Origin of the sequence: Inhella proteolytica (assembly GCF_016093275.1) — a bacterium.
Lineage (GTDB): Bacteria > Pseudomonadota > Gammaproteobacteria > Burkholderiales > Burkholderiaceae_C > Inhella > Inhella proteolytica.
This window is the reverse complement of sequence record NZ_JAEDAK010000001.1, coordinates 367,315-389,821: the sequence shown is the minus strand read 5'-3', so window position 1 is coordinate 389,821 and position 22,507 is coordinate 367,315. Positions and strand designations below refer to the sequence as shown.

The following is a 22,507-nucleotide window of genomic DNA, read 5'->3' as shown; positions in this document are numbered from 1 at the left end:
ATCAGCCCGCCGCCTTCTGCTGGCGCTGCGCGCGCCAGCCGCCGACGATGGCAATCAGCCCCGGAATGATGATCAGCGCCCAGATCACCTTCTCCATGTGCTGCTTCACGAGCGGGATGTTGCCGAAGGCATAGCCCAGCAGCACCAGCCCGACGACCCAGATCGCCCCGCCCAGCACATTGAAGGCGGTGAACTTGCTGCGCGTCATCTCGGCCACTCCGGCCACGAAGGGCGCAAAGGTGCGGATGAAGGGCATGAAGCGGGCGATGACGATGGTGATGCCGCCATGGCGCTCGTAGAACTCGTGCGCGGCGTTGAAGGCCTTCTTGTTGAAGAAGCGGCTTTGCTCCCACTGGAACACCTTGGGCCCGAAATAGCGCCCGATTGTGTAGTTGCACTGGTCGCCCAGGATGGCCGCCACCAGCAGCACGGCAATCGCCAGCGGCAGGTTCATCGCCCCCACGCCGCACAGCGCGCCCACCACGAATAGGAGTGAGTCACCCGGCAGGAAGGGCATCACCACCAGGCCGGTCTCGACGAAGACGATGGCAAACAGCAACGCGTAGACCCACAGGCCGTAGCTCGCCACAAAGCTCTCGATGTGGCGGTCGACGTGCAGGATGAAGTCAATCAGCAGGGCAAGGATTTCCATGGCGCGCGATTTTGGCCGCCCGTGCGGGGCCGCCCTGGGATACTCGGGCCCTCGTCTGCGGGATCCCCGCTGCTCCACCCTCCCCCGCCCGCCATGACCGAAACCGCCCTGGCCACCGCCATGCCGGTACGCCGCCCCATCGCCGAACTGCCCGACGAACTGGTCAGCCAGATCGCCGCCGGCGAGGTGGTGGACCGCCCCGCCGCCGCCGTGCGCGAGCTGCTGGACAACGCCCTGGACGCCGGCGCCACGCAAGTGACGGTGCGCCTGCTGGGCGGCGGCATCCGCTGCATCACGGTGGAAGACGACGGCATGGGCATCCCGCCGGAGGAGCTGCCGCTGGCGCTGCGCCGCCATGCCACCAGCAAGATCCGCGACCTGCGCGAACTGGAGTGCGTGGGCAGCCTGGGTTTCCGGGGAGAGGCCCTGGCGGCCATTGCCTCGGTGTCCGATTTGTCCATCACCAGCCGCACGCCCGAGGCCGCCCACGCCACGCGCCTGGACGCCCGCTCGGGCGAGCTGCGCGCCGCGGCGCGCGGCCGCGGCACCACGATCGAGGTGCGCGAGCTCTTCTTCAACACCCCGGCGCGCCGCAAATTCCTCAAGACCGAAGCCACAGAGCAGGCGCATTGCCTGGAAGCCCTGCGCCGCCAAGCCCTGGCGTATCCCGAGGTCGGCTTTGCACTCTGGAGCGAGGGCAAGCTGGTGGAGCAATGGCGCCCGGCCCCCCGCCAGCAGCGCCTGGCCGACGTGCTGGGTGAGGACTTCGTGGCTGCCAGCCGCCCCTTCGAATGGGAAGTGCCGGCGCTGCGGATCCTCGGCCGCCTGGGCCTGCCCGAAGCGGCGCGGGCGCGCGCCGATCTGCAATACCTCTACGTCAACGGCCGCTTCGTGCGCGACCGCACGCTCGCCCACGCCCTGCGCTCGGCCTTCGACGACGTGCTGCACGGCCAGCGCCAGCCCAGCTACTGGGTGGCGATCGACATCAACCCCGAGCTGGTGGACGTGAACGTGCACCCCACCAAGAGCGAGGTGCGCTTTCGCGACAGCCGCGGCCTGCACCAGCAGCTGCGCCGGCTGGCGGTGGAGGCGCTGGCGCAGTCCCGCGCCGAAGAGCTGCCCGCAGCCGAGCCCGCAGCCACAGTGAGCTACAGCCTTGCGCCTGCCGCCAGCCCGCTGCGCGCCGCCGAGGCGCCCGCCTTCAGCAGCCCACCCCCGCTGGCGATGCCGCGCGAACAGACGGCCCTTTCGTGGTCCGCGCCGCGCAGCGAACCCGCGCCGCCCGAGCGCGACGCCTGGCTGGCCCGGCTGACGTCTCCCGTCGCGCCCGTCACATCCGTCGCGACCAGCGCGCCCACCGCGGCGGCACCCGCTCCGGTGCAGGACGAATGGCCGCTGGGCCGCGCCATCGCCCAGCTGCATGGCATTTACGTGCTGGCCGAGAACCGCCAGGGTCTGGTGCTGGTGGACATGCACGCCGCGCACGAGCGCGTGCTGTACGAACGTTTCAAGCAGGCGCTGGCGCGTCGCATGGACGCGCAACCGCTGCTGATCCCGCTCGCCTTCGCCGCCTCGGCCGAGGAGCTGGCGCTGGCCGAGGCCCATGCCGACACCCTGCTGCAGCTCGGCCTGGACCTGAGCCCGCTGGGCCGCCAGCAACTGGCCCTGCGCAGCCGCCCGGCCCTGCTGGACGGCGCCGACCTCGTGGCCCTGAGCCGCCAGGTGCTGGCCGACCTGGGCCAGCACGGCGGCAGCCAGGTGCTGGAGCGCGCCCAGCATGACCTGCTGGCCACCATGGCCTGCCACGCCGCCGTGCGCGCCAACCGCCAGCTCAGCCTGACCGAGATGAACGCGCTGCTGCGCGATATGGAGCGCACCGAGCGCGCCGACCAATGCAACCACGGGCGCCCCACCTGGCGCCAGCTCAGCCTGCGAGACCTGGACGCGCTCTTCCTGCGCGGCCGTTGAGGGCCACCCTATGACCGACGACGACAAGAAGAAATCCACCCTCAAGCTCAAGGGCGGCCCCGCGCCGCGCGGTGACCGTGCCCCCGTGCGTGGCATGAACACCCCCAAGAAGCGCCCGACGCTGGCCGAAGCCCAGGCCGAGCGCGAGCAGCGCGCCCGGGAGCGGCCACCGCGGCGCGAGGACGGCGGTGGGTTTGGCGGTCCGCGTACGGACCGCCCACGTGGTGAAGGCGGCCCCCGCGGGGACCGTCCGCCACGGCGTGAAGACGGGGGGGGTTTTGGGGATCGTCCGCCGCGCCGTGATGACCGCAGCTTCGGCGGTCCCCGAGGGGACCGTCCGCAACGCGAGGGCGGCCCGCGGGGTGATCGTCCGCCGCGTGAAGGTGGCTCCTTTGGTGACCGCCCGCCGCGCCGCGACGACCATGGCTTCGGCGGCCCGCGGGGCGATCGTCCGCCTCGTGAAGGTGGCTCCTTTGGTGACCGCCCGCCGCGCCGCGACGACCGTGGCTTCGGCGGCCCGCGGGGCGATCGTCCGCCTCGTGAAGGCAGCTCCTTCGGCGATCGCCCGCCGCGCCGCGATGACCGCGGCTTCAGCGGCCCGCGGGGCGATCGTTCGCCTCGCGAAGGTGGCTCTTTTGGTGACCGCCCGCCGCGCCGCGATGAGCGCGGCTTCGGTGGCCCGCGGGGCGACCGTCCCCCACGTGAAGGCGGCTCCTTCGGCGACCGTCCGCCGCGCCGCGATGACCGTGGCTTCGGCGGCCCGCGGGGCGATCGTCCGCCTCGCGAAGGCGGTTCTTTTGGTGACCGTCCGCCGCGCCGCGATGAGCGCGGCTTCGGCGGCCCGCGGGGCGACCGTCCCCCACGTGAAGGTGGCTCGTTTGGTGACCGTCCGCCGCGCCGCGATGACCGTGGTTTCGGTGGCCCGCGGGGCGACCGTCCGTCGCGTGAAGGCGGCACTTTTGGCGATCGCCCACCCCGCGAGGGCGGTTCCTGGGGCGACCGCCCACCGCGCCGCGATGACCGTCGCTTCGAAGGCCCGCGTGAGGACCGTCCGACCCGTGTGGCCCCGCCGCGCATCAACATCGAGGCCGAGGGCGAACGCCTCTCGAAGGTCATGGCCGACCGCGGCCTGGCCTCGCGCCGCGAGGCCGACGAGTGGATCGAAATGGGCTGGGTGCGCGTGGACGGCAAGCTGGCCGTGCTGGGCCAGCGCGTGGCACCCGAGGTGCAGATCGAGATCGACCCGGCCGCCCACAAGCAGCAGGCGCAGCGCGTCACCATCCTGCTCCACAAGCCCATCGGTCTGGTGTCCGGCCAGCCGGAGGACGGCTACGAGCCCGCGGTCAGCCTGATCCGCCCTGATACCCGCTGGGCCGAGGACCCGACCCAGGGCCACATTCACTTCAACCCCGCCCAGCTGCGCGGGCTGGCGCCGGCCGGCCGCCTGGACATCGACTCCACCGGCCTGCTCGTCTTCACCCAGGACGGCCGCGTGGCCAAGGCGCTGATCGGCGACGACAGCGAGGTCGAGAAGGAATACCTGGTGCGCGTGGCGCTGGCCGATGCCCTCGAGGCTGAGGCTGCCCCGATGCACAGCTTCCCGGAAAGTCAGCTGGCCTTGCTGAACCATGGCCTGGAGCTGGACGGCGTGCAGCTGCGCCCGGCCAAGGTCAGCTGGGCGAACGAAGACCAGCTGCGTTTCGTGCTGCGCGAGGGCCGCAAGCGCCAGATCCGTCGCATGTGCGAGCTGGTGGGCCTGAAGGTGCTGGGCCTGAAGCGCGTGCGCATGGGCCGCATCCCGCTTTCCGCCTTGCCGATGGGCCAGTGGCGCTACCTGGCACCTTGGGAAAAATTCTGAGCCCGCTGATCCTCGTCGGCCCCACCGGGGCCGGCAAGACGGCGGCCGCGCTGGCCCTGGCCGAGCGGCTGCCGCTAGAGATCATCAGCGTCGACTCGGCGCTGATCTACCGCGCCATGGACATCGGCAGCGCCAAGCCCACGGCGGCCGAACGCGCGGCGGTGCCGCACCATCTGATCGACATCCGCGACCCGCTGGAGAGCTACTCGGCCGCGCAGTTCGTGGCCGATGCCCAGCGCTGCGTGGCCGAGGTGCAGGCGCGCGGCCGCCTGCCGCTGCTGGTGGGCGGCACCATGCTCTACGTGAAGGCGCTGCGCGAGGGCCTCTCCGACATGCCGCCCAGCCGCCCCGAGCTGCGTGCCCAGCTAGACGCCGAGGCCGCCGCCCGCGGCTGGCCCGCGCTGCACGCCGAGCTGGCGGCGGGCGACCCGGTGACGGCCGCCCGCCTGCACCCCACCGACAGCCAGCGCATCCAGCGCGCCCTGGAGGTGCTGCGCGGCACCGGCCGCCCGCTCTCCGACTGGCATGCGCGCGCCGTGCGCAGCGCCGGGGTGGATTGGCCGCTGATCAGCATCGAAACCGAAGACCGTGCCTGGCTGCACCAGCGCCTGGATGCCCGCTTCGACGCCATGCTGGCGGCGGGCTTTCTGGACGAGATGCGCGCGCTGCGCGCGCGTGGCGACCTGCACCTGGAACTGCCCTCGATGCGTTGCGTGGGCTACCGCCAAGCCTGGGAAGCGCTGGATGAGGCCGACCCGCCCAACCTGAGAACGCTGCGCGAACGCGCCCAGGCGGCGACACGCCAGCTGGCCAAGCGCCAGATCACCTGGCTGCGCAGCATGCCCACGCGCATCCGGCTGGAGGCCAAGGACGCTCGCCCCGAGGCCTTGGCCACCCAGCTGCTCGACTACATCCAGTAGCGCTCGGGGATGAGCCGGTCCTCTTCGCTCAGCATCGGGTTCGGAATCTCCAGACGCTGGCGCTTGTCCAGCCGGGCCTCGGCCAGCACCTTCTGCACATAGGGGTGGGTTTCGAACAGGCGCTGGTAGGCGCCGCTGGCATGCAGGGCCTGCAGTCCGGTTTCGATCTGCCGCGCCAGCACCTCGTTCTGGCGGCGCACGAAGAAGACGTTGTCGCTGCGGTAGCTGAGCACCAGGCGGGGCTCCACCATCAGTTCGGGGAACTGCGTGGCGCGCGCGGCCAGTTCGGCCGGCGCTTCGTTGGCGCCGCGCGGGAAGTAGTCGATGCCGCCGCGCGCCAGCATGCGAAAGAGCGCGTCGTAGGTGTTCGTCAGCACCTTGAGCCCGGCGGCTTGGAGGATCTGCGTGTCCACCCAGCCCGTGCCCTGGCCGGCCGTGAAGGCAGCCAGGTGGTCGAGCTTGCGCACTAGGGCGAATTCGGCCTCGCGCTCGCGATGGATCAGAAAGATGCGCTGGCCGATCAGGCCTCGGTAAATGGGAATGCGCACCGGCCGCAGCACCTGCTCGATCTCCCGACCCAGGCTGCTCCAGATGAAATCGATGTGGCCGGCCTCCAGCTCCTTGATGGCACGGCTGCGCTCCATCACCTGTTCGGAGGCCTGCACATCCACCTCCAGCCCATGCAGGCCCAGAGCGGCGCGCAGCAGGGCGAGCGGGAAGTGGATACGCGGGTCGTCCGGCGTGGCGGAAAAGCGCGCGAAGCGCAGCTGGAGGGGCTCGGCGCGTGCGCTCAGGGGCAGCGCGGCAGCCAGGGCAAGCAAGGGTCGACGGCGCACAGGATGCAGGGGCGTGGGAAGGCGGTTGCGGGCGCACTCTACGTCCCGCCCGGCCGCGCACCGCCCCGAACAAACCAGTTGCATTCACCGCCATCCCGCCCTTAAAGTGATATCACTTTGATCTGAACTGGAGGCCCCCATGAAGGTGAGCAAGGAAACCCCGGCGCGCAGCGCGGACGGCTATGTGATGGGCGCCCTGGGCCTGGGCCTGCTGGTGGCGGGCGGCCTGCTGCTGGTGCGCGCGGGCCAACCCCTGCTGGGCCTGCCGCTGCTGCTGGCGGGCGGCCTGGTGCTGGCCGGCCTCTACATGTTGGCGCCGAACCAGGCGGCGGTGCTCACGCTGTTCGGGGCCTACATCGGTAGCGATCACCAGGCCGGCCTGCGCTGGGCCAATCCGCTGGCCCTGAAGCGCAAGCTCTCGCTGCGCGACCGCAACCTGAACGCCCCCACGCTCAAGGTCAACGACGCCCGCGGCAACCCGATCGAAATCTCCGCCGTGGTGGTCTGGCGGGTGCGCGATTCCGCCCAGGCCCTGTTCCAGGTGGACGACTACGAGGCCTACGTGCGCGTGCAGGCCGAAGCGGCCATCCGGCATCTCGCCGCCTGCTATGCCTATGACGAGGGCGAGGACCTGAGCGACGGCGCCATCACCCTGCGCGGCGGCCAGGACGCCGTGGCCCAGGCCCTGCGCAGCGAGCTGCAGGCGCGCTTTGACGACGCCGGCGTGGAGGTGCTGGACGCCAAGCTCAGCCACCTGGCCTACGCCCCCGAAATCGCCCAGGTGATGCTGCGCCGCCAGCAGGCCGAGGCCATCATCAGCGCACGCCAGAAGATCGTGCACGGGGCGGTGAGCATGGTGGAGGCGGCGCTGCAGGGCCTTTCCGAACGCAAGATCGTCGAGCTGGACGACGAGCGCAAGGCGGCGATGGTCAGCAACCTGCTGGTGGTGCTGTGCTCCGACAAGGACACTCAGCCGATCGTCAACACGGGCACGCTTTACAACTGAGGCTTGATGGCCAGCCCCGGCAAGAAGTCCTTCCCGCTGCGCGTCGACCCCGAGCTGTGGGCGGAGGTCGAGCGCCTGGCGGCGCAGGAGCTGCGCAGCGTCAATGCCCAGGCCGAGATGCTGCTGCGTGAGGCCCTGGCGCGCCGCGGGGTGAAGCTGGGCGCGCCGCGCGGGCGCGGAGCCCCGCCAGCCGGGCCCGAAACCCAAGAGGAACCATGAAAGCCCTGCTGCTTGCCCTGACCCTGCTGACCGCCGCTGGCGCGGCCCAGGCCCTGCCGGACCTGGTGCTGCTGGTGCGCCATGCCGAAAAGTCCAACGAACCGGGGCGCGACCCGGGGCTTTCCGAGGCAGGCGAGCGCCGTGCCGAAGCTTTGGCCGAAGCCATGGCGCACAGCGGCGTGCGTCATGTGTTGGTCAGCGCCGCCCGGCGCACCCAGGCCACGGCCGCCCCGTTGGCCCGCCGCTTGGGCCTGCAGGCCCAGGTGGTGGGCTTCGAAGGCGGCGTGGCGGGCCATGTGGCCGAGCTAACCCGTCAGCTGCGAGGTTTGCAGGGCACGGTGCTGGTGGTGGGTCACAGCAACACCTTGCCGGAACTGCTGCATGCGCTGGGTGGCCCGCGCTGGCCGATGCTGTGCGAGAGCAGCTACGGCCAGGCCTGGGTGCTCCGCCCTGGCACACCCGGTCAGGTGCTGCAGCTGCGCTACGGCGCACCTGACCCGGAGCGCGAAGGGCCCGACTGCCTGTGAGTTCCGCGGGCGGGCCGTGGCAGCATGCGCGCCCATGTCCGCCTCCACTTCCTCCGAGCGCCCGAAGGCGCAGAGCCCGCAGGCCTTGCGCGGCTTGCTGCCCTTTCTGCGCCCCTACCGCGGCCGCATCCTGCTAGCCGCCCTGGTGCTGGTCGGCGCCGCGCTGACGACGCTGTTCTTCCCCGTCGCCCTGGGCCGCCTGATCGACGCCGGTCTGCTGCCACGCGAACGCAGCGAGCAGTTGATCGCCCTGCGCGGGCATTTCGGGTTGCTGTTCGGGGTTGGCGTGGCACTGGGCCTGCAGTCGGCACTGCGCTACTACATGGTCACCTGGCTGGGCGAGCGCATCACGGCCGATCTGCGAGCCGCCGTGTACCGCCATGTCATTGGCCACAGCCCGGGCTTCTTCGAATCCACCCGCACCGGCGAGGTGTTGAGCCGCCTCACCACCGACACCACCCTGGTGCAGACCGTGGTGGGCTCCTCGCTCAGCATGGGCCTGCGCAATGCCTTGATGGCCGTGGGCGCGCTGGTGATGCTGGTCATCACCAACCCGGTGGTGATGGGCCAGGTGCTGGGCGTGCTGCTGCTGGTGCTGGCGCCCACGCTGATCTGGAGCCGGCGCGTGCGCACGCTCTCGCGCGACAGCCAGGACCGCGTGGCAGATGCCTCGGCCATCGCCGGCGAGGTGCTGAACGCGATCCCGGTGGTGCAGAGCTACGCCCAGGAGCCGCGCGAGGCGGCCCGCTTCGGCGCCGCCACCGAGGCCGCCTTCTCCACCGCACGCCGCCGCGCCAAGATGCGCGCCTTTCTGGTCGCCTTCGTCTTCATCGCCAATTTCGGCGCGCTGCTCTGGGGCCTGTACCAGGGCACCGAGGCGGTCATGGCGGGGCGCATCAGCGCGGGCCATCTGAGCCAGACCGTGGTCTACGTGCTGCTGCTGCTGGGCTCGGTGGCGGTGCTGTCCGAAGTCTGGGGCGATCTGCTGCGCGCGGCCGGTGCCACCGAGCGCCTGATGGAACTGCTGGCCAGCCGCTCGCCGGTACAGGCGCCATCGCAGCCCCTGGCGCTGCCGGCCCCGCGCGGTGGCGCGCGCTTGAGCATCCGCGGCCTGAATTTCCGCTACCCGAGCCGGCCCGACAGCCTGGCCCTGGCCGATCTGCAGCTGGAACTGGCGCCGGGCGAGACCGTGGCCCTGGTGGGCGCCAGCGGCGCGGGCAAGACCACGGTGTTCCAGCTGGTGCAGCGCTTCTACGAGCCCGAGTCCGGCCAGATCCTGCTGGACGGCCAGCCCATCGAGCGCCTGGACCTGCACGCGCTGCGCGAGCGCATCGGCCTGGTGCCGCAGGAAGCCACGATCTTCTCGACCGACGCGCTGGAGAACATCCGCTACGGCCGGCCGGAGGCCAGCGAGGCGGAGGTGATCGAAGCCGCACGCGCCGCCCAGGCGCATGAGTTCATCAGCGCCCTGCCTCAGGGCTACAAGACCTATCTGGGCGAGCGCGGCGTGCGTCTCTCGGGCGGGCAGAAGCAGCGCATCGCCATCGCCCGCGCCATCCTGAAGAACCCGCCGCTGCTGCTGCTGGATGAGGCCACCAGCGCGCTGGACGCCGAGAGCGAACGCTTGGTGCAGCAGGCGCTGGACGCCGCAATGGCCGGGCGCTCGACGCTGGTGATCGCGCACCGCCTGGCCACCGTGCAGCACGCCACCCGCATCGTGGTGCTGGAGCAGGGCCGGATCGTCGAAACCGGCACGCATGCCGAGCTGGTGGCGCGCGGTGGTGTCTACGCCCGCCTGGCTGCACTTCAGTTCGGACGCCACTGAGACAATCTGTGCCCCTGTCCCGCGCCTGATCACCCCGATGCGTCCCACCCGCTCCACCTTTGAAGACTTCATGCGCCATGTGCACGAGCAGGGCGTGCTCAAGGCCGACCGCACCGGCACCGGCACCCGCTCGGTGTTCGGCTACCAGATGCGCTTCCCGCTGCACGAGGGCTTCCCGCTCGTCACCACCAAGAAGGTGCACTGGAAGAGCATCGTGCTGGAGCTGCTGTGGTTCCTGCGCGGCGACAGCAATGTGAAGTGGCTGCAGGAGCGCGGCTGCACCATCTGGGACGAATGGGCGCGTCCGGACGGCGAGCTGGGCCCCGTCTACGGCGTGCAGTGGCGCAGCTGGCCCAAGCCGGACGGCGGCCACATCGACCAGATCAGCGAGCTGCTGCAGCAGATCAAGAGCAACCCGGACAGCCGCCGCCTGATCGTCAGCGCCTGGAACGTCGCCGACCTGCCGCAGATGGCCCTGATGCCCTGCCACGCGCTGTTCCAGTTCTACGTGGCCGAGGGCCGCCTGAGCTGCCAGCTCTACCAGCGCAGCGCCGACATCTTCCTGGGCGTGCCCTTCAACATCGCCAGCTACGCGCTGCTGACGCACATGATTGCGCAGCAGTGCGACCTGGACGTCGGCGACTTCATCTGGACCGGAGGCGATTGCCACCTGTATAGCAACCACACCGAACAAGTCGAGACCCAGCTGGCGCGCGCGCCCTACCCCTTCCCCACCCTGCGCATCAAGCGTCGCCCGGCCTCGCTGTTCGAGTACGAGCTGGACGACTTCGAGCTGGTGGACTACCAGCACCACCCGCTGATCAAGGCGCCGGTGGCGGTATGACGAAATTGGTGCTGGTGGCGGCCATGGGCCGCGGGCGCGAGCTGGGCGCGAACAACCAGCTGCTCTGGCAGCTGCCCGAGGACATGGCCCACTTCAAGGCCATCACCCTGGGCAAACCGGTGCTGATGGGCCGCAAGACCTGGGACTCGCTGCCACCGCGCTTTCGCCCCCTGCCGGGGCGCCGCAACCTGGTGCTGACGCGCGGGCCGGCGCTCGAGGGCGCTGAAACGGTGCGCTCGATCGACGAGGCGGTGGCGCTGTGCGCCGAAGCCCCCGAGCTCTGCGTCCTCGGCGGGGCCGAGGTCTATGCCCAGGCGCTGCCACTTGCCCATGCGCTGGCCCTGACCGAGGTCGATGCCCACTTTCCTGAGGCCGACTGCTGGTTCCCGCCCCTGCCCCGCCCTTTGCCGGACAGCCCCTGGCTGCAGTCGGCCACGGGCCTGGCCTACCGATTTCACAACCTCCCATTGAAGGACTGATCCCCCATGAGCGGACACGGTTTCCACGTCCACGGACCGCACGACCACGAAGTCGAGCACGCGGTGCATGCCAAGGCTCACGGCGCCGAAGGCCTGAAGGGACAGCTGGCGGTCATCACCGCGGTGCTGGCCACCATCGGCGCGCTGTTCAGCTACCAAGGTGGCGCCACCCAGGCCAATGCGGGCCTCTACAAGAACGACGCCGCCATCAAGAAGACCGAGGCCTCGAACCAGTGGGCCTACTACCAGAGCAAGAGCAGCAAGCAGAACCTCGCCGAGCTGGCGGTGGCCTTGCTGCCCGAGGGTGAACGGCGCGCCACCTACCAGGCGGAAATCCAGCGCTACAAGACGGAAAAGGACGAGATCAAGGCCAAGGCCGAAGGCCTGGAGCGGGAATCTGCGGCGTTCGAGAAGAAGAGCGACGCGCAGATGCACGAGCACCATCGCTGGGCCCAGGCCACCACGGCGCTGCAGGTGGCGATCGCACTGGCCGCCATCGCCCTGCTGACCGAACGCCGCTGGCTGGAATGGGGCACCGTGGCCCTGGGTGGTGTGGGGGTGGTGCTGGGCGGCCTGGCCTGGTTCCACATCTGAGCGCTGGTCGGCGGACCCAGGCGCTCAGGCGTAGGTATCGACCTGGGTGCCCAGGCTGCCCTGGGTAGCAAGTGGGGCCTGGGGCAGCGCTTCCAGCAACTGCGCGGCATTGGCCTCCTGCTGCTGCATCGCCTGTTTCAGGACGAGCAGGGCGGCGGCCCCTTGCACGGTGCCGGCCGGAATGGCCGTGGCGCTGGAAACGACCCCAGGGCTGAGCGAGGTGATGGACGACATGGCGGCTCCTGGTCTGGGGGGACTCCGCTCTTTTCGGCCGATCTGCCGCGGGCTTGAGCGAAATTTTCACGTGCCCCGCGAAAGCCCCGCCCGGCCCTGCCTTTCAGGCCTTCAGCACCTTCGCCACCGGATTGGGCCGCAGGCGGAAGGCGTCCGGCAGGCCTGAACCCAGCAGGGGGCGCAGATAGAGCCGGAAGGCGTCGGTCACATCGGTGCCGCTGGCGCTCAGGAACTCGTCTTCCATGGTGCGCGTCTTGCCCGCCACGGCTTCCAGCGGCAAAAGCTCGAAGTCGGCCGAATAGAACCCCGTGCGCCGGATGGCTACCGAGCCGTTCGAAGAGCCCCACATGGCGTACTGCACGGCTTTCTCGCCCACCTCGCGGGCCTCGCGCTGGTCCACGTCGGAGACGCAGCCCACGAAGCTGCGTTGCAGGTAGCCGAAGGTGTCGCCGCGCACGCGCTTGATTTTGAGCTTGGCCTTGATTTCCTCGCACAGCAGATCGGCCAGCGCGCCGCTGCCGCTGAGCTGCACATTGCCGTGCGCGTCGCGCTCCAGGTCCTTGGCCAGCTTGGCCAAGATGGGCGTGCCGCTGGCATCGTGGATGCCTTCGCTCACCGCCACGACGCAGCGGCCGTAGCGGTCCATCGTCGCTTTGACGTCCGCCAGGAAACGCTCGATCTCGAATACACGCTCGGGCACGTAGATCAGGTGCGGGCCGTCGTCCGGAAACTTTTTGCCCAGCGCCGCGGCGGCGGTCAGGAAGCCCGCGTGGCGGCCCATCACCACGCCGATGTAGACGCCCGGCAGGGCCGCGTTGTCGAGGTTGGCGCCGGCGAAGGCCTGGGCCACGAAGCGTGCCGCGCTGGGGAAGCCCGGCGTGTGGTCGTTCAGCACCAGGTCGTTGTCGATGGTCTTGGGGATGTGGATGCAGCGCAGCGGGTAGCCGGCCTTCTGCGCTTCCTCGGCCACGATGCGCACAGTGTCCGAGCTGTCATTGCCGCCGATGTTGAAGAAGTGCTCGATGCGGTGCGCCTGCAGCACCTTGAACATTTCCTGGCAGTAGGCGAGATCGGGCTTGTCGCGCGTGCTGCCCAGGGCGGCCGCGGGCGTGTTGGCCACCAGTTCGAGGTTGTGGCTGGTTTCCTGCGTCAGGTCGACGAAGTCTTCGTTGACGATGCCGCGCACGCCGTGGCGCGCGCCATAGACCCGCTGGATGCCCAGGTGCCGACGCGCTTCCAGCACCACCCCGACGAGGCTCTGGTTGATGACCGCGGTGGGGCCGCCACCTTGGGCGACGAGGATCTTTCCTGAGGACATGGTGCGCTCCGGCTGAGGGATGGCGGATGGTAGCCATGCGGTCTTGGCGAGCCGGGGGGCTTGGGCTATGGTCGCCCGCTTTCAACCCCCAGGGGACACCATGAACTTCCATCACAAGCTGGGCCTGGCCGCCCTGATCCTCGCCCTGCAAGCCTGCGCCACGCAGGAAAAACCCGACCCCCACGCAGGCCACACCGCGGCCGCGCCACAGGCGGCCAAGCAGGAGATGGGCGGCATGGGCGGCATGGGCGGCATGGGGCAAAAGATGCACGACATGAGCGGCATGGCCATGGCCAGCCTGAGCCCGGCCGCCGCCGGCGGTGCCACCGGCTTGGTGATGTTCCACGCCAAGGGCGAGGACCTGATGGTGCATGTCAAGGCCAGCGGCTTTGCGCCCGGCAGCATGCATGGCTTCCATGTGCATGACAAGGGCAACTGCGCCAGCCCGGACTTCAGCAGCGCCGGCGGCCACTTCAACCCGGGCGCTCACCCGCACGGCCCACAGGATGCGGCCCGCCACGCTGGCGACATGCCCAATCTGCAGGCCGATGCCCAGGGCAAGGTGGATCAGAAGTTCGTGCTGAAGGGCGCCAAGCTGCAGGGCGAAACGGGGCTGGTGGGCCGGGCCGTGATCGTCCACGCTGACGCGGACGACTTCAAGACCCAGCCGACCGGCAACTCAGGCGCCCGCATGGCCTGCGGCGTCATCGCCGCGCACTGAGCCTGCAGACTCAGATCGGCGCGCCGTTGACCGTGCCGGACTTCAGTTCGGTGGTCTGCGTCGTGCCGCTGCCGCTGCCCACGATGCGGGCCGGCAGCCCGCGCCCGACGATGTACCACGTGGTGGTGCTCACGTTGGGCGTGGCGGCATCCACCTGACGGTAGCGGCAGGTGTCCCAGCTGCGGCCCTGCACCTGAATGGTTTCGCGCGCCTCGAAGCTCACGGTCTCCGTCAGGCTCGAGTTGTTCACCATCGGCGGCGTGGTGACGCCCGCCACGGTGGTGGTGGTGGTGGTGGTGTAGCCGTTGGTGCGGGTGAGGGACTGGCCGGGCTGCAGCGTGAACTCGCTGTTCAGGAAGGGCGGCGTGTTGACCGTCTTCACATTCGTGGTGGAGTTGCCCACCACCGGCACCACCACCGAGGTCTCGCTTTCATTGCCCAGGTGGCGGATCAGGCCGTTGTCGGCGGCTTGGGCGTACTGCTTGAGCTTGATGGTGCTGCTTTGTGTGCCCGGGATGTTCAGGCTGTTGGTCTGCGTCAACGCCAGGCGCACCGCGCTCTGGCCCTCGAAACTGGTGGCAGCCTCCACCAGCGCATCGGTCTGGAACTCGCCGCTGCCATTGACGGCACCGCTCATCGTCAGGGCGTAGTTCAAGGTGTAGCGGTTGCCGATGGCCAGCGCCTGGCTGGCCGGCTGTGCACATGCATTCAGCGTGCCCGTGCCGCCACCGCCGGGCGAGCACAGCGAGGGGTAGACGCCACAGGCATCCGCCTGGATCTGGTTGGTCCAATCGCTGATCTTGCCGAAGGACTGCAGCTGGCCGCCGGTGAAATCACCCAGGCCGTAGATCTCGCCACTGGCCGTGACGCCCAGGTAATTGCCGGTCGAGTAGGCACGGATGGTGTAGTCCACCCCCAGGTAGTTAAAGGGCTGGCTGCTCGGGTTGCCAGGGAAGAGCGTGGGGAATTTGTACTGCGCCCAGTCCATCACCTCCTTGGCGCCCACGCTGGGCAGGGTGGCCAGCGCACGGCGCTGCGGGCCGGTGTCCGTTCGGGCCTGCGTCAGGCTGGGGGGTTCTTCGCCACCGCCACAGGCGGTCAGCAAGGCGGGCAAGACAAGGCTCAGGGCATGGCGGCGCATCGGTTCACTCCCCGGGAAGGCGGTTGACGGGCAGGTGGCGGAACGCGGCAAGATACCCGGGTGCCGCCGGGGCGTCACCCCCCGGTTTGGCTACCATCCGCGCCCCTCTCCTGCTCTGCTTCGCAGCCTCGCCGTGCAAATCGCCACCTGGAACGTCAATTCGCTCGCCGTGCGCCTGCCGCAGCTGCTGGACTGGCTGCAAGCCAACCCGGTGGACGCCCTGGTGCTGCAGGAAACCAAGCTCACGGACGACAAGTTCCCGCAGGCCGAGATCGAGGCCGCCGGCTACCAGGTCAGCTTCCACGGCCAGAAGACCTACAACGGCGTGGCCCTGCTGAGCCGCGGCCCGCAGGAGGCGGTCGTCAAGAACATCCCCGGATTCGCCGACGAGCAGGCGCGTGTCATCGCCGCCACCGTGGCGGGCGTGCGCGTCATCGGCGGCTATTTCCCCAACGGCCAGGCGCCCGGCAGCGAAAAGTTCGCCTACAAGATGGCCTGGCTGGACGCCCTGCAGGCCTGGCTGCGCCAGGAACTGGCCGCCCACCCGCAGCTGGTGCTGCTGGGCGACTACAACATCGCCCCTGAGGACCGGGATGTGTACGACCCGGTGGCCTGGGCCGGCCAGATCCACTGCACCGACGAAGAGCGCACGCACTTCCGCACGCTGCTCGGCCTGGGCCTGGTGGACGCCTTCCGGCTGTTCGAGCAGCCACCCAAGAGCTGGAGCTGGTGGGATTACCGCAACCTGGCCTTCCGCAAGAACCAGGGGCTGCGTATCGACCACATCCTGGTCTCCGCCGCGTTGCAGCCGCGGGTGAGCGCCTGCGTCATCGACAAGCTGCCGCGCAAGAACGAACGCCCGAGCGACCACGCGCCGGTCGTCGTCACCCTGAAAGATTGAGATGAGCGATTCCACCCTGCAAGACTGGCTGGCGGCCGAAGAGGCCGTGCGCCAGCGCCAGCGCGCCCATGCGCAACCCACCTTTGGCGAGCTGGTCAAGCCCGAAGAGGTCGCGGGCCTTTCCGGCCTGCAGATCATGCAGGGCATGGTCGAAGGCCGTTTCCCCGCGCCGCCCATCTCGCACACGCTGGACTTCATCCTCGTCGAGGTGGAAGAAGGCCGCGCCGTGTTCCAGGGCGAACCGCTCTGGCACCACTACAACCCGCTCGGCACCGTGCACGGCGGCTGGTTCGCCACCCTGCTCGACTCGGCCCTGGGCTGTGCCGTGCACAGCACCATGAAGCCGGGCGAGAGCTACACCACGCTGGAGATCAAGCTCAACCTGGTGCGGGCGCTGAAGGACAAGCAGCCGCAGCGTGTGCGCGCCATCGGCCGCGTGCGCCACCGCGGCCGCCAGATGGCCACGGCCGAGGCCGATTTGGTCGGCCCCGACGGCAAGCTCTACGCCCACGCCAGCACCAGCTGCCTGGTGTTCCCGGCTAACTTCTGAGCCAATCCCTGAACTCGGCCCAGCTGTACTGCGCCTGTGCCGCCAGCAGCCCGGCCGGGCCGTAGACCGGGCTCAACCCGTAGCGTTGCCAGAGCGCATCCAGGGGCTGCTTGCGGCTGATGGCTTCGGCCAGCAGTTCGCCGGCCACCGTGGTGGGCGCCACACCATGGCCGCCAAAACTCTGCGCGTACCAAAGGCCAGGCGCCAGCTCGCCCAACTGCGGCATCTGGTGGCGGGCATAGCTCATCAGGCCGCCCCAGGCATGGCTGATCTGCACACCATGGAGCTGCGGGTAGACCTTGAGCAGGTCCTGCCGTAGCAGCTCGGTAATGCGCGCGGGCTCCCGCTCCAGGATGGAGATGCGCCCGCCCCACAGCAGGCGGCCGCTTTCGAGCTTGCGGTAGTAGTCGAAGGCGAAGCGGTTGTCGTAGATGGCGGCGGTGCAGCGCACCGGCTGCAGGCTTTCGGGCAGCGGCTCGGTGCACATCACGTAGGTGGCGATGGGCAGCCGGGCGCGCGTCAGGCATGGCGCCACACCGCGCAGGTAACCGCCTCCGGCGAGCACCAGTTGCTGGGCGCGCACCCGCCCTCCCCCGTCGGTCTCCAGCTCCCAGCCCTGCGCCAGGCGGCGCAGCACGCGCACGCCGCTGCGCTCGAACACCTGGCCGCCATCCGCCGCAATCGCGGCCGCCAGGCCGCGCGCGTACTTCAGCGGGTGGAAGTGGAAGGCGTCGCGCTCCAGCAGCGCCGGTCCATAGCGCTCACTGTCCAACCACTGGCGCACCTGCGCGGCGTCAATCTCGTCCCAATGCACGCCGAACTGCTCGCGCAGCAGAGCTGCTTCGGCGCGCAGGCCGGCCAGGCTGGCGGGGGTCTTGAACCAATCCACCCACAGCGCGCCACCCTCCACGCGCTCGCACTCGATGCCCAGGGTCTCGATGCGGCGGCGGATCGTAGCGACGGCCTCGCGCGTCAGACCGTAGAGCGTGCGGGCCTTGGCGGCGCCCAGATCCCGCAAGAGCGCGGCGGGCCCGCGGCTGAAACCGCCGAACACGAAACCACCGTTGCGGCCCGAGGCGCCATGGCCGACGCCCTGCGCTTCCAGCAGCACCAAGTTCTTGATGCCGCGCTCCTGCAGCCCTCGCGCTGCGGCCAAGCCCGCAAAGCCGCCGCCCAGGATGGCCACTTCGCATTCCCGCGTTTGCCCGCCCAGAGACGGAAAAGCCAGCGACGGGGCGCTGGCTTCGTACCAGGTTTGACCAGAGATCATCCGGTCATCATGCCGCACGCAGCTGGCTGGCCTCCTGGGCAAGACGGGTGATGCCGGCCCAATCGCCGCGCGCCAGCAGCTCCTTCGGGCACAGCCAGGAGCCACCGCAGACCTTGACGTTGGGCAGCGCCAGGAACTGCGGCGCCGTCTCGGGTGTGATGCCGCCGGTGGGGCAGAAGGCCACGTCCGGGAACGGACCGGACAAACCCTTGAGCATGGCGATGCCGCCCACCGCCGTGGCTGGGAACAGCTTCAGAAAGTGATGCCCATGGTCGTTGGCCTGCATCACCTCGCTGGCGGTGGACACACCGGGCAGCAGCGGCAGATCCGCCGCACGGCAGGCGGCCGAGAGTTCGGGCGTGAAGCCGGGGCTGACGGCAAAGACCGCCCCAGCGTCCTTGGCGGCGCGCGCATCGGCTGCCGTGCGCAGCGTGCCGGCCCCCACCACGGCCTCGGGCACGGCGCGCGCCATGGCCTCGATGGCCTGCAGCGCCACGCTGCTGCGCAGGGTCACCTCCAGCACGCGCACGCCGCCAGCCACCAGGGCCTGGGCCAGCGGCACGGCGTGTTCGAGTTGCTCGACCACGATGACGGGAATGATGGGCCCGTAGGCGGGCAGCTTCAGCAAGTCCATGAAGTCAGATCCAGGTGATGGCGCCTTGTTCGGCGGCGGTGACGTTGCGGCGCATGCCGCCAAAGAGTTCACGGCCGAGGCCGTGGGCGTTGTCCTCGGCAGCAGCGGGGTCAAGCTGCGCGAGCTCGCGCGCCTCCCACTCGACTTCCGGCACCAAAGCCTGCAGCGCGCCGGCCACCGCATCCAGGCGCACCAGGTCGCCATCGCGCAGCTTGGCCAGCGGCCCGCCAGCCAGGGCTTCAGGGCTGACATGGATGGCAGCCGGCACCTTGCCGGAGGCCCCGCTCATGCGGCCATCCGTCACCAGCGCCACCTTGAAGCCCTTGCCCTGCAGCACGGCCAGCGGCGGCGTCAGTTTGTGCAGCTCCGGCATGCCGTTGGCGCGCGGGCCCTGGAAGCGCACCACCACGACGACGTCGCGCTCCAACTCGCCGGCCTTGAACGCCGCCTGCATGGCTTCCTGGCTGGCAAAGATGCGCGCCGGCGCTTCGATGACATGACGGTCCTCCGGAACGGCCGAGACCTTGATGACCGAGCGACCCAGATTGCCCTCCAGCAGCTTCAGGCCGCCGGTGGCGCTGAAGGGTTCGGCCACGCCGCGCACCACCGAGGGCTCGGGCGGCTGGGTCGGCAGTTCGCGCCAGACCAGCTGCGTCCCATCCAAACCGGGTTCGCGCGTGTGGGCGCGCAAGCCCTCCGCCGCCATGGCCGGCACGTCGAACATCAACCCGGCGTCCAGCAGCTCGCGCATCACGAAACCGGGGCCGCCCGCCGCCTGGAACTGGTTCACATCGGCGCTGCCGTTCGGGTACACCCGCGCCAGCAAGGGCACGACGGCGCTGAGTTCCGAGAAGTCGCTCCAGTCGATCAGGATGCCCGCGGCGCACGCCACGGCCACCCAGTGGATGAGGTGGTTGGTGCTGCCGCCGGTGGCCAGCAGGGCCGCCATGGCGTTGAGGATGCAGCGCTCGTCCACCAGTTCGCCAATCGGCTTGTCCAACCCGGCCAGCAGCAGGCGCACGGCCTCGTCCGTCAGGGCCTGGCGCAGGCCGGAATGCGGATGCACGAAGGCGCTGCCCGGCACATGCAGGCCCATGGCCTCCAGCAGCATCTGGTTGGAGTTGGCGGTGCCGTAGAAGGTGCAGGTGCCAGCACCATGGTAGGCGGCGTTCTCGGCCGCCAGCAGTTCGGCGCGGCCCACCTTGCCCTGGGCGTAGAGCTCGCGCACCTTGGCCTTGTCGCTGTTGCTCAGGCCCGAGGCCATCGGGCCGGCCGGCACGAAGAGCGTGGGCAGATGGCCGAAATGCAGCGCGCCGATCAACAGGCCCGGCACGATCTTGTCGCAGATGCCCAGCATCAGCGCGCCGTCAAACACATCGTGGCTCAGCGCGATGGCGGTGCCCATGGCGATGGTGTCGCGGCTGAACAGGCTCAGCTCCATGCCAGGCGTGCCCTGGGTGACGCCATCGCACATCGCCGGCACGCCGCCAGCCACCTGCACGGTGGCGCCCAGTCGGGCGGCAGCGGCGCGAATCTGCGCCGGGTAGCTCTCGTAGGGCTGATGCGCCGAGAGCATGTCGTTGTAGGCCGTCACCACCGCCAGATGGGGCGCGCGCTCGGCCACGATGCGCAGCTTGTCGGACGGCGGTAGCGCGGCCACCGCATGCGCCACGTTGGCACAGCCCAAGCGATCGGAACCCCGGGGGCGCTGGCGCAAGCGCCGCACCTGGGCCAAGTAGGCGCTGCGGGTGGGCGCCGAGCGCTCACGGACGCGCTGCAAAACGCGCTCTAGAACCGGGTGCAGGGACATGGCATGTAACTCATGGTACCGAAATTAGGTAACCATATTACATGCGCATGGCGCTCGGCTCAACGCGATAGGGGCATTGGGCGTGAGGTCAGCTCCGCAGCGTCGCCATGGCGCACGCGCTCCAGGTCTTCTTCCGTGTCCACGTCGATCAGCACGCCGGGGTCGTCCACATCCACGGGCTGCGCCGCATAGCGCGCCAGCAAGCGGCGTGCGCCCTCATCGCCTTGCAAGGCAATCAGCTCCGAGTACAGCTCCGCACCGAAACCGACCGGGTGGCCACGACGCCCCCGGTACTGGGCAAAGACCACCGGGTCTTGCATCAGCCGCGCAGCCACGGCGCGCAGGGTGGCCGGCTTCACAAGGGGCATGTCGCCGGGCAGGATCAACCAGCCCGGGGCGGCGGCAGCGGCGCTGACGCCGGCCGCAATGGACCGCCCCATGCCATCCCGCCCACCCCGCGGGCTGGGCAGCACCACCACATCGCGTGCCGCCACCTTGCTGCGGATGGCCGCGGCCAGGGGCTCGGTGCACACCACCAGCACACGCATCTGCGCGGCCAAAGCCGACTCCAGGGTGCAGCCCAGCACGGTGCTGTCCCCCAGCGTTTGCTCCAGTTTGTGGCCCGAGCCACCAAAACGTGACCCGCGACCCGCAGCCAGCACGATCACCACGGGTAGCCCGGTGTTCACACACGCTCTCCTTGGCTTCTTCCGCACTGGAAGGATGCGCCCTGCCCTGCACCGACCCAATGGGGCCTACCATTAAGTGTTTGCCGCCCCCCGGGGCGATACTGAGTGCATGAACTGGCTGGCAGACATGCGCAAGAGCTATGAGCGTGGCGCACTCGATGAAGAACACTCGGCGGAGCAACCGCTGAAGCAGTTTCAGCAGTGGTTCCAGGAGGCCTTGGACGACAAAGTGCTCGAACCCAATGCCATGACCCTCGCCACCGTCGGGCCCGAGGGGCGCCCGTCAACGCGGGTGGTGCTCGTCAAGGACTTCGACGAGCGCGGCCTAGTCTGGTACACGAATTACGAAAGCCGCAAGGGCCAGGAACTGGCCGCCCACCCCTTCGCCGCCCTGCAGTTCCACTGGGTGAGCCAGGAGCGCGTGGTGCGCATCGAAGGCCGGGTGGAGCGAGTGAGCGACGCCGAGAGCGATGCCTACTACCTCAGCCGGCCGCTCGACTCCCGTCTGGGAGCCTGGGCCAGCCCGCAGTCGCAGGTGATCAGTGGGCGGGCGGTGCTGGTGGCCAATGCCGCCAAGGTGGCCGCGCAGCATGGCCTCTCCCCCAAGCGCCCGCCGCATTGGGGCGGCTTTCGCCTGGTACCGGACCAATGGGAGTTCTGGGCCGGCCGGCCCAGTCGCCTGCACGACCGCCTGCGCTACCGCCTGCAACCCGACGGCAGCTGGCTGCGCGAGCGCCTCGCGCCCTGATCAGTTGACCGGCTGCGCCTCGACCACGCGGTAGAACAGCCCGTAGGGATCGTCCTTCAGCACGGCCAGCAGGCCTTCCACCACCACCGGCTCCAGCGTGTAGCGCACCGCCACGCTGCTGCGCACCTCAATCAGTCCCTCGGGGCCGGCCGGCACACAGAAGTTGCAGGTGGTGGGCACGCTGGAGAGCAGGAAGTGCTTCTGCTTGTCGCCGGGCTCCAGCGGCATCATGAAGCCTTGCACCCGCACCTTCTGCTGGTGGAGCGCCTGCACGGCGGCCGGGAAGGTCGGCACGACCTTCTTCTTCTCGATCTTGGTCGTCACGCCGCTCAGCAGGGACCAAGACAGCACGCCTTCCTTGTCCTCCAGCGGCTTGAAGGGGCTGCGTGGGTCGTGATAGCCGGGGCCTTGGCCGACAAAGGGCGCTGCCGCTGCGGCGTTGGTGCGCGGTTGCGCGCCCACCGCCAGGGAGGCTGCCGCAAGGGCAGCCAGCAGCAGGGAACGCAGAGGGGATTCAATGCTCATGTTTCAGGCCGCAGTACTTGCCGATTGCCAAGCCCTTGCAGGCGGTCTGCAGGGTCTTCAAACATTGAGCCTCGGGCTGGCCGGATTCCAGACAGCGCGCGGCCTCTTCGTGGGCCTTGGCCATCGCGCGGTGGCGCTCGATGTCCTTGCGTACATGCGCGTCCAAGGCGGGTTTCGATTGTGCCAAGACCGCACCGCCCGACAGGGCGATGAGCAGTAGCAGGAGAGGCGCTTTCAT

At 69.7% G+C, this 22,507-nt stretch carries 25 protein-coding genes; 14 read left to right on the top strand and 11 right to left on the bottom strand.

Annotated elements, in window-relative coordinates; all coding sequences use genetic code 11:
* Position 1: 1 nt before the first annotated feature.
* Positions 2–652: a DedA family protein gene (locus tag I7X39_RS01775; RefSeq protein WP_198109230.1), complete on the bottom strand. Its 651-nt coding sequence runs from the start codon at positions 650–652 to the stop codon at positions 2–4.
* A gap of 93 nt (positions 653–745) precedes the next feature.
* On the opposite strand from I7X39_RS01775, the gene mutL reads away from it, so the two are divergent.
* From mutL to miaA, 3 genes are all read left to right on the top strand, one after another.
* The gene (gene mutL, locus I7X39_RS01770) at positions 746–2,620 is read left to right on the top strand and encodes a DNA mismatch repair endonuclease MutL (RefSeq protein ID WP_198109229.1); all 1,875 of its coding nucleotides are present in this window, start codon (positions 746–748) and stop codon (positions 2,618–2,620) included.
* A gap of 1,060 nt (positions 2,621–3,680) precedes the next feature.
* The gene (locus I7X39_RS23555; RefSeq protein ID WP_310739829.1) at positions 3,681–4,478 is read left to right on the top strand and encodes a pseudouridine synthase; all 798 of its coding nucleotides are present in this window, start codon (positions 3,681–3,683) and stop codon (positions 4,476–4,478) included.
* Positions 4,472–5,398 (top strand): tRNA (adenosine(37)-N6)-dimethylallyltransferase MiaA, encoded by a 927-nt coding sequence (gene miaA / locus I7X39_RS01760; RefSeq protein ID WP_198109404.1) that lies wholly within the window; start codon positions 4,472–4,474, stop codon positions 5,396–5,398. The genes I7X39_RS23555 and miaA overlap by 7 nt, the downstream gene beginning before the upstream one ends.
* Here miaA and I7X39_RS01755 read toward each other — a convergent pair.
* Positions 5,386–6,219, bottom strand: a complete 834-nt coding sequence (locus tag I7X39_RS01755; protein ID WP_198109227.1) for a substrate-binding periplasmic protein — start codon at positions 6,217–6,219, stop codon at positions 5,386–5,388. The two genes, miaA and I7X39_RS01755, sit on opposite strands and share 13 nt — an antisense overlap.
* Before the next feature lie 154 nt (positions 6,220–6,373).
* Between I7X39_RS01755 and I7X39_RS01750 the strand changes: the two genes are divergently transcribed.
* The 7 genes from I7X39_RS01750 to I7X39_RS01720 are packed head-to-tail and all read left to right on the top strand — an operon-like array spanning position 6,374 to position 11,728.
* Positions 6,374–7,240: an SPFH domain-containing protein gene (locus I7X39_RS01750; protein ID WP_198109226.1), complete on the top strand. Its 867-nt coding sequence runs from the start codon at positions 6,374–6,376 to the stop codon at positions 7,238–7,240.
* 6 nt (positions 7,241–7,246) lie between these two features.
* Positions 7,247–7,459, top strand: a complete 213-nt coding sequence (locus I7X39_RS01745) for a type II toxin-antitoxin system antitoxin (protein WP_198109225.1) — start codon at positions 7,247–7,249, stop codon at positions 7,457–7,459.
* Positions 7,456–7,986 carry a histidine phosphatase family protein gene (locus tag I7X39_RS01740; RefSeq protein ID WP_198109224.1) on the top strand — a complete coding sequence of 177 codons (531 nt, stop codon included), beginning with the start codon at positions 7,456–7,458 and terminating at the stop codon, positions 7,984–7,986. The genes I7X39_RS01745 and I7X39_RS01740 overlap by 4 nt, the downstream gene beginning before the upstream one ends.
* A gap of 34 nt (positions 7,987–8,020) precedes the next feature.
* Entirely contained in the window at positions 8,021–9,811 is a 1,791-nt protein-coding gene (locus I7X39_RS01735) for an ABC transporter transmembrane domain-containing protein (protein WP_198109223.1), read from the top strand.
* 37 nt (positions 9,812–9,848) lie between these two features.
* A complete protein-coding gene (locus I7X39_RS01730; protein WP_198109222.1) occupies positions 9,849–10,655 on the top strand; it encodes a thymidylate synthase in 807 nt (268 codons plus the stop codon).
* Complete coding sequence (locus I7X39_RS01725; RefSeq protein ID WP_198109221.1) at positions 10,652–11,134, top strand: dihydrofolate reductase; 483 nt, start codon at positions 10,652–10,654, stop codon at positions 11,132–11,134. Before I7X39_RS01730 ends, I7X39_RS01725 begins: the two co-directional genes overlap by 4 nt.
* Positions 11,135–11,140: 6 nt before the next feature.
* Positions 11,141–11,728: a DUF4337 domain-containing protein gene (locus I7X39_RS01720; RefSeq protein ID WP_198109220.1), complete on the top strand. Its 588-nt coding sequence runs from the start codon at positions 11,141–11,143 to the stop codon at positions 11,726–11,728.
* A gap of 24 nt (positions 11,729–11,752) precedes the next feature.
* Here the strand turns inward: I7X39_RS01720 and I7X39_RS01715 are convergent, their stop codons facing one another.
* Positions 11,753–11,962, bottom strand: a complete 210-nt coding sequence (locus I7X39_RS01715; RefSeq protein ID WP_198109219.1) for a putative motility protein — start codon at positions 11,960–11,962, stop codon at positions 11,753–11,755.
* 103 nt (positions 11,963–12,065) lie between these two features.
* Positions 12,066–13,280 carry a 6-phosphofructokinase gene (locus I7X39_RS01710; protein WP_198109218.1) on the bottom strand — a complete coding sequence of 405 codons (1,215 nt, stop codon included), beginning with the start codon at positions 13,278–13,280 and terminating at the stop codon, positions 12,066–12,068.
* Between the two features lie 100 nt (positions 13,281–13,380).
* Here I7X39_RS01710 and I7X39_RS01705 point away from each other — a divergent pair, with 100 nt between their 5' ends.
* Entirely contained in the window at positions 13,381–14,001 is a 621-nt protein-coding gene (locus I7X39_RS01705) for a superoxide dismutase family protein (RefSeq protein ID WP_232351633.1), read from the top strand.
* A 10-nt stretch (positions 14,002–14,011) separates the two neighbouring features.
* Here the strand turns inward: I7X39_RS01705 and I7X39_RS01700 are convergent, their stop codons facing one another.
* Complete coding sequence (locus tag I7X39_RS01700) at positions 14,012–15,142, bottom strand: hypothetical protein (RefSeq protein ID WP_198109217.1); 1,131 nt, start codon at positions 15,140–15,142, stop codon at positions 14,012–14,014.
* 133 nt (positions 15,143–15,275) lie between these two features.
* Here I7X39_RS01700 and I7X39_RS01695 point away from each other — a divergent pair, with 133 nt between their 5' ends.
* Positions 15,276–16,043, top strand: coding sequence for an exodeoxyribonuclease III (locus tag I7X39_RS01695; RefSeq protein ID WP_198109216.1), 768 nt, complete (start codon positions 15,276–15,278; stop codon positions 16,041–16,043).
* 1 nt (position 16,044) lies between these two features.
* Positions 16,045–16,593, top strand: a complete 549-nt coding sequence (locus tag I7X39_RS01690; protein ID WP_198109215.1) for a PaaI family thioesterase — start codon at positions 16,045–16,047, stop codon at positions 16,591–16,593.
* On the opposite strand, the gene I7X39_RS01685 is transcribed toward I7X39_RS01690, so the two are convergent.
* Genes I7X39_RS01685 through I7X39_RS01670 form a run of 4 tightly spaced genes read right to left on the bottom strand, consistent with a single transcriptional unit; the run spans position 16,583 to position 20,996 of the window.
* Complete coding sequence (locus I7X39_RS01685) at positions 16,583–17,863, bottom strand: NAD(P)/FAD-dependent oxidoreductase (protein WP_198109214.1); 1,281 nt, start codon at positions 17,861–17,863, stop codon at positions 16,583–16,585. The genes I7X39_RS01690 and I7X39_RS01685 overlap by 11 nt on opposite strands.
* Positions 17,864–17,870: 7 nt before the next feature.
* Positions 17,871–18,497, bottom strand: a complete 627-nt coding sequence (gene eda / locus I7X39_RS01680; RefSeq protein WP_198109213.1) for a bifunctional 4-hydroxy-2-oxoglutarate aldolase/2-dehydro-3-deoxy-phosphogluconate aldolase — start codon at positions 18,495–18,497, stop codon at positions 17,871–17,873.
* 4 nt (positions 18,498–18,501) lie between these two features.
* A complete protein-coding gene (edd, locus tag I7X39_RS01675; protein WP_198109212.1) occupies positions 18,502–20,307 on the bottom strand; it encodes a phosphogluconate dehydratase in 1,806 nt (601 codons plus the stop codon).
* Between the two features lie 59 nt (positions 20,308–20,366).
* Positions 20,367–20,996, bottom strand: a complete 630-nt coding sequence (locus tag I7X39_RS01670; RefSeq protein WP_198109211.1) for a nucleotidyltransferase family protein — start codon at positions 20,994–20,996, stop codon at positions 20,367–20,369.
* Positions 20,997–21,105: 109 nt separating this feature from the next.
* On the opposite strand from I7X39_RS01670, the gene pdxH reads away from it, so the two are divergent.
* On the top strand, positions 21,106–21,744 hold the full coding sequence (gene pdxH / locus I7X39_RS01665) for a pyridoxamine 5'-phosphate oxidase (RefSeq protein ID WP_198109210.1): 639 nt from the start codon (positions 21,106–21,108) through the stop codon (positions 21,742–21,744).
* Here the strand turns inward: pdxH and I7X39_RS01660 are convergent, their stop codons facing one another.
* A complete protein-coding gene (locus I7X39_RS01660) occupies positions 21,745–22,269 on the bottom strand; it encodes a DUF3299 domain-containing protein (protein ID WP_198109209.1) in 525 nt (174 codons plus the stop codon).
* A complete protein-coding gene (locus tag I7X39_RS01655; RefSeq protein WP_198109208.1) occupies positions 22,259–22,507 on the bottom strand; it encodes a hypothetical protein in 249 nt (82 codons plus the stop codon). The genes I7X39_RS01660 and I7X39_RS01655 overlap by 11 nt, the downstream gene beginning before the upstream one ends.

Coding starts and splice junctions, on each gene's coding strand:
- I7X39_RS01775 (WP_198109230.1), bottom strand. CDS start 652: ATGGAAATCCTTGCCCTGCTGATTGACTTCATCCTGCACGTCGACCGC.
- mutL (WP_198109229.1), top strand. CDS start 746: ATGACCGAAACCGCCCTGGCCACCGCCATGCCGGTACGCCGCCCCATC.
- I7X39_RS01750 (WP_198109226.1), top strand. CDS start 6,374: ATGAAGGTGAGCAAGGAAACCCCGGCGCGCAGCGCGGACGGCTATGTG.
- I7X39_RS01745 (WP_198109225.1), top strand. CDS start 7,247: ATGGCCAGCCCCGGCAAGAAGTCCTTCCCGCTGCGCGTCGACCCCGAG.
- I7X39_RS01740 (WP_198109224.1), top strand. CDS start 7,456: ATGAAAGCCCTGCTGCTTGCCCTGACCCTGCTGACCGCCGCTGGCGCG.
- I7X39_RS01735 (WP_198109223.1), top strand. CDS start 8,021: ATGTCCGCCTCCACTTCCTCCGAGCGCCCGAAGGCGCAGAGCCCGCAG.
- I7X39_RS01730 (WP_198109222.1), top strand. CDS start 9,849: ATGCGTCCCACCCGCTCCACCTTTGAAGACTTCATGCGCCATGTGCAC.
- I7X39_RS01725 (WP_198109221.1), top strand. CDS start 10,652: ATGACGAAATTGGTGCTGGTGGCGGCCATGGGCCGCGGGCGCGAGCTG.
- I7X39_RS01720 (WP_198109220.1), top strand. CDS start 11,141: ATGAGCGGACACGGTTTCCACGTCCACGGACCGCACGACCACGAAGTC.
- I7X39_RS01715 (WP_198109219.1), bottom strand. CDS start 11,962: ATGTCGTCCATCACCTCGCTCAGCCCTGGGGTCGTTTCCAGCGCCACG.
- I7X39_RS01710 (WP_198109218.1), bottom strand. CDS start 13,280: ATGTCCTCAGGAAAGATCCTCGTCGCCCAAGGTGGCGGCCCCACCGCG.
- I7X39_RS01705 (WP_232351633.1), top strand. CDS start 13,381: ATGAACTTCCATCACAAGCTGGGCCTGGCCGCCCTGATCCTCGCCCTG.
- I7X39_RS01700 (WP_198109217.1), bottom strand. CDS start 15,142: ATGCGCCGCCATGCCCTGAGCCTTGTCTTGCCCGCCTTGCTGACCGCC.
- I7X39_RS01690 (WP_198109215.1), top strand. CDS start 16,045: ATGAGCGATTCCACCCTGCAAGACTGGCTGGCGGCCGAAGAGGCCGTG.
- I7X39_RS01685 (WP_198109214.1), bottom strand. CDS start 17,863: ATGATCTCTGGTCAAACCTGGTACGAAGCCAGCGCCCCGTCGCTGGCT.
- eda (WP_198109213.1), bottom strand. CDS start 18,497: ATGGACTTGCTGAAGCTGCCCGCCTACGGGCCCATCATTCCCGTCATC.
- edd (WP_198109212.1), bottom strand. CDS start 20,307: ATGTCCCTGCACCCGGTTCTAGAGCGCGTTTTGCAGCGCGTCCGTGAG.
- pdxH (WP_198109210.1), top strand. CDS start 21,106: ATGAACTGGCTGGCAGACATGCGCAAGAGCTATGAGCGTGGCGCACTC.
- I7X39_RS01660 (WP_198109209.1), bottom strand. CDS start 22,269: ATGAGCATTGAATCCCCTCTGCGTTCCCTGCTGCTGGCTGCCCTTGCG.
- I7X39_RS01655 (WP_198109208.1), bottom strand. CDS start 22,507: ATGAAAGCGCCTCTCCTGCTACTGCTCATCGCCCTGTCGGGCGGTGCG.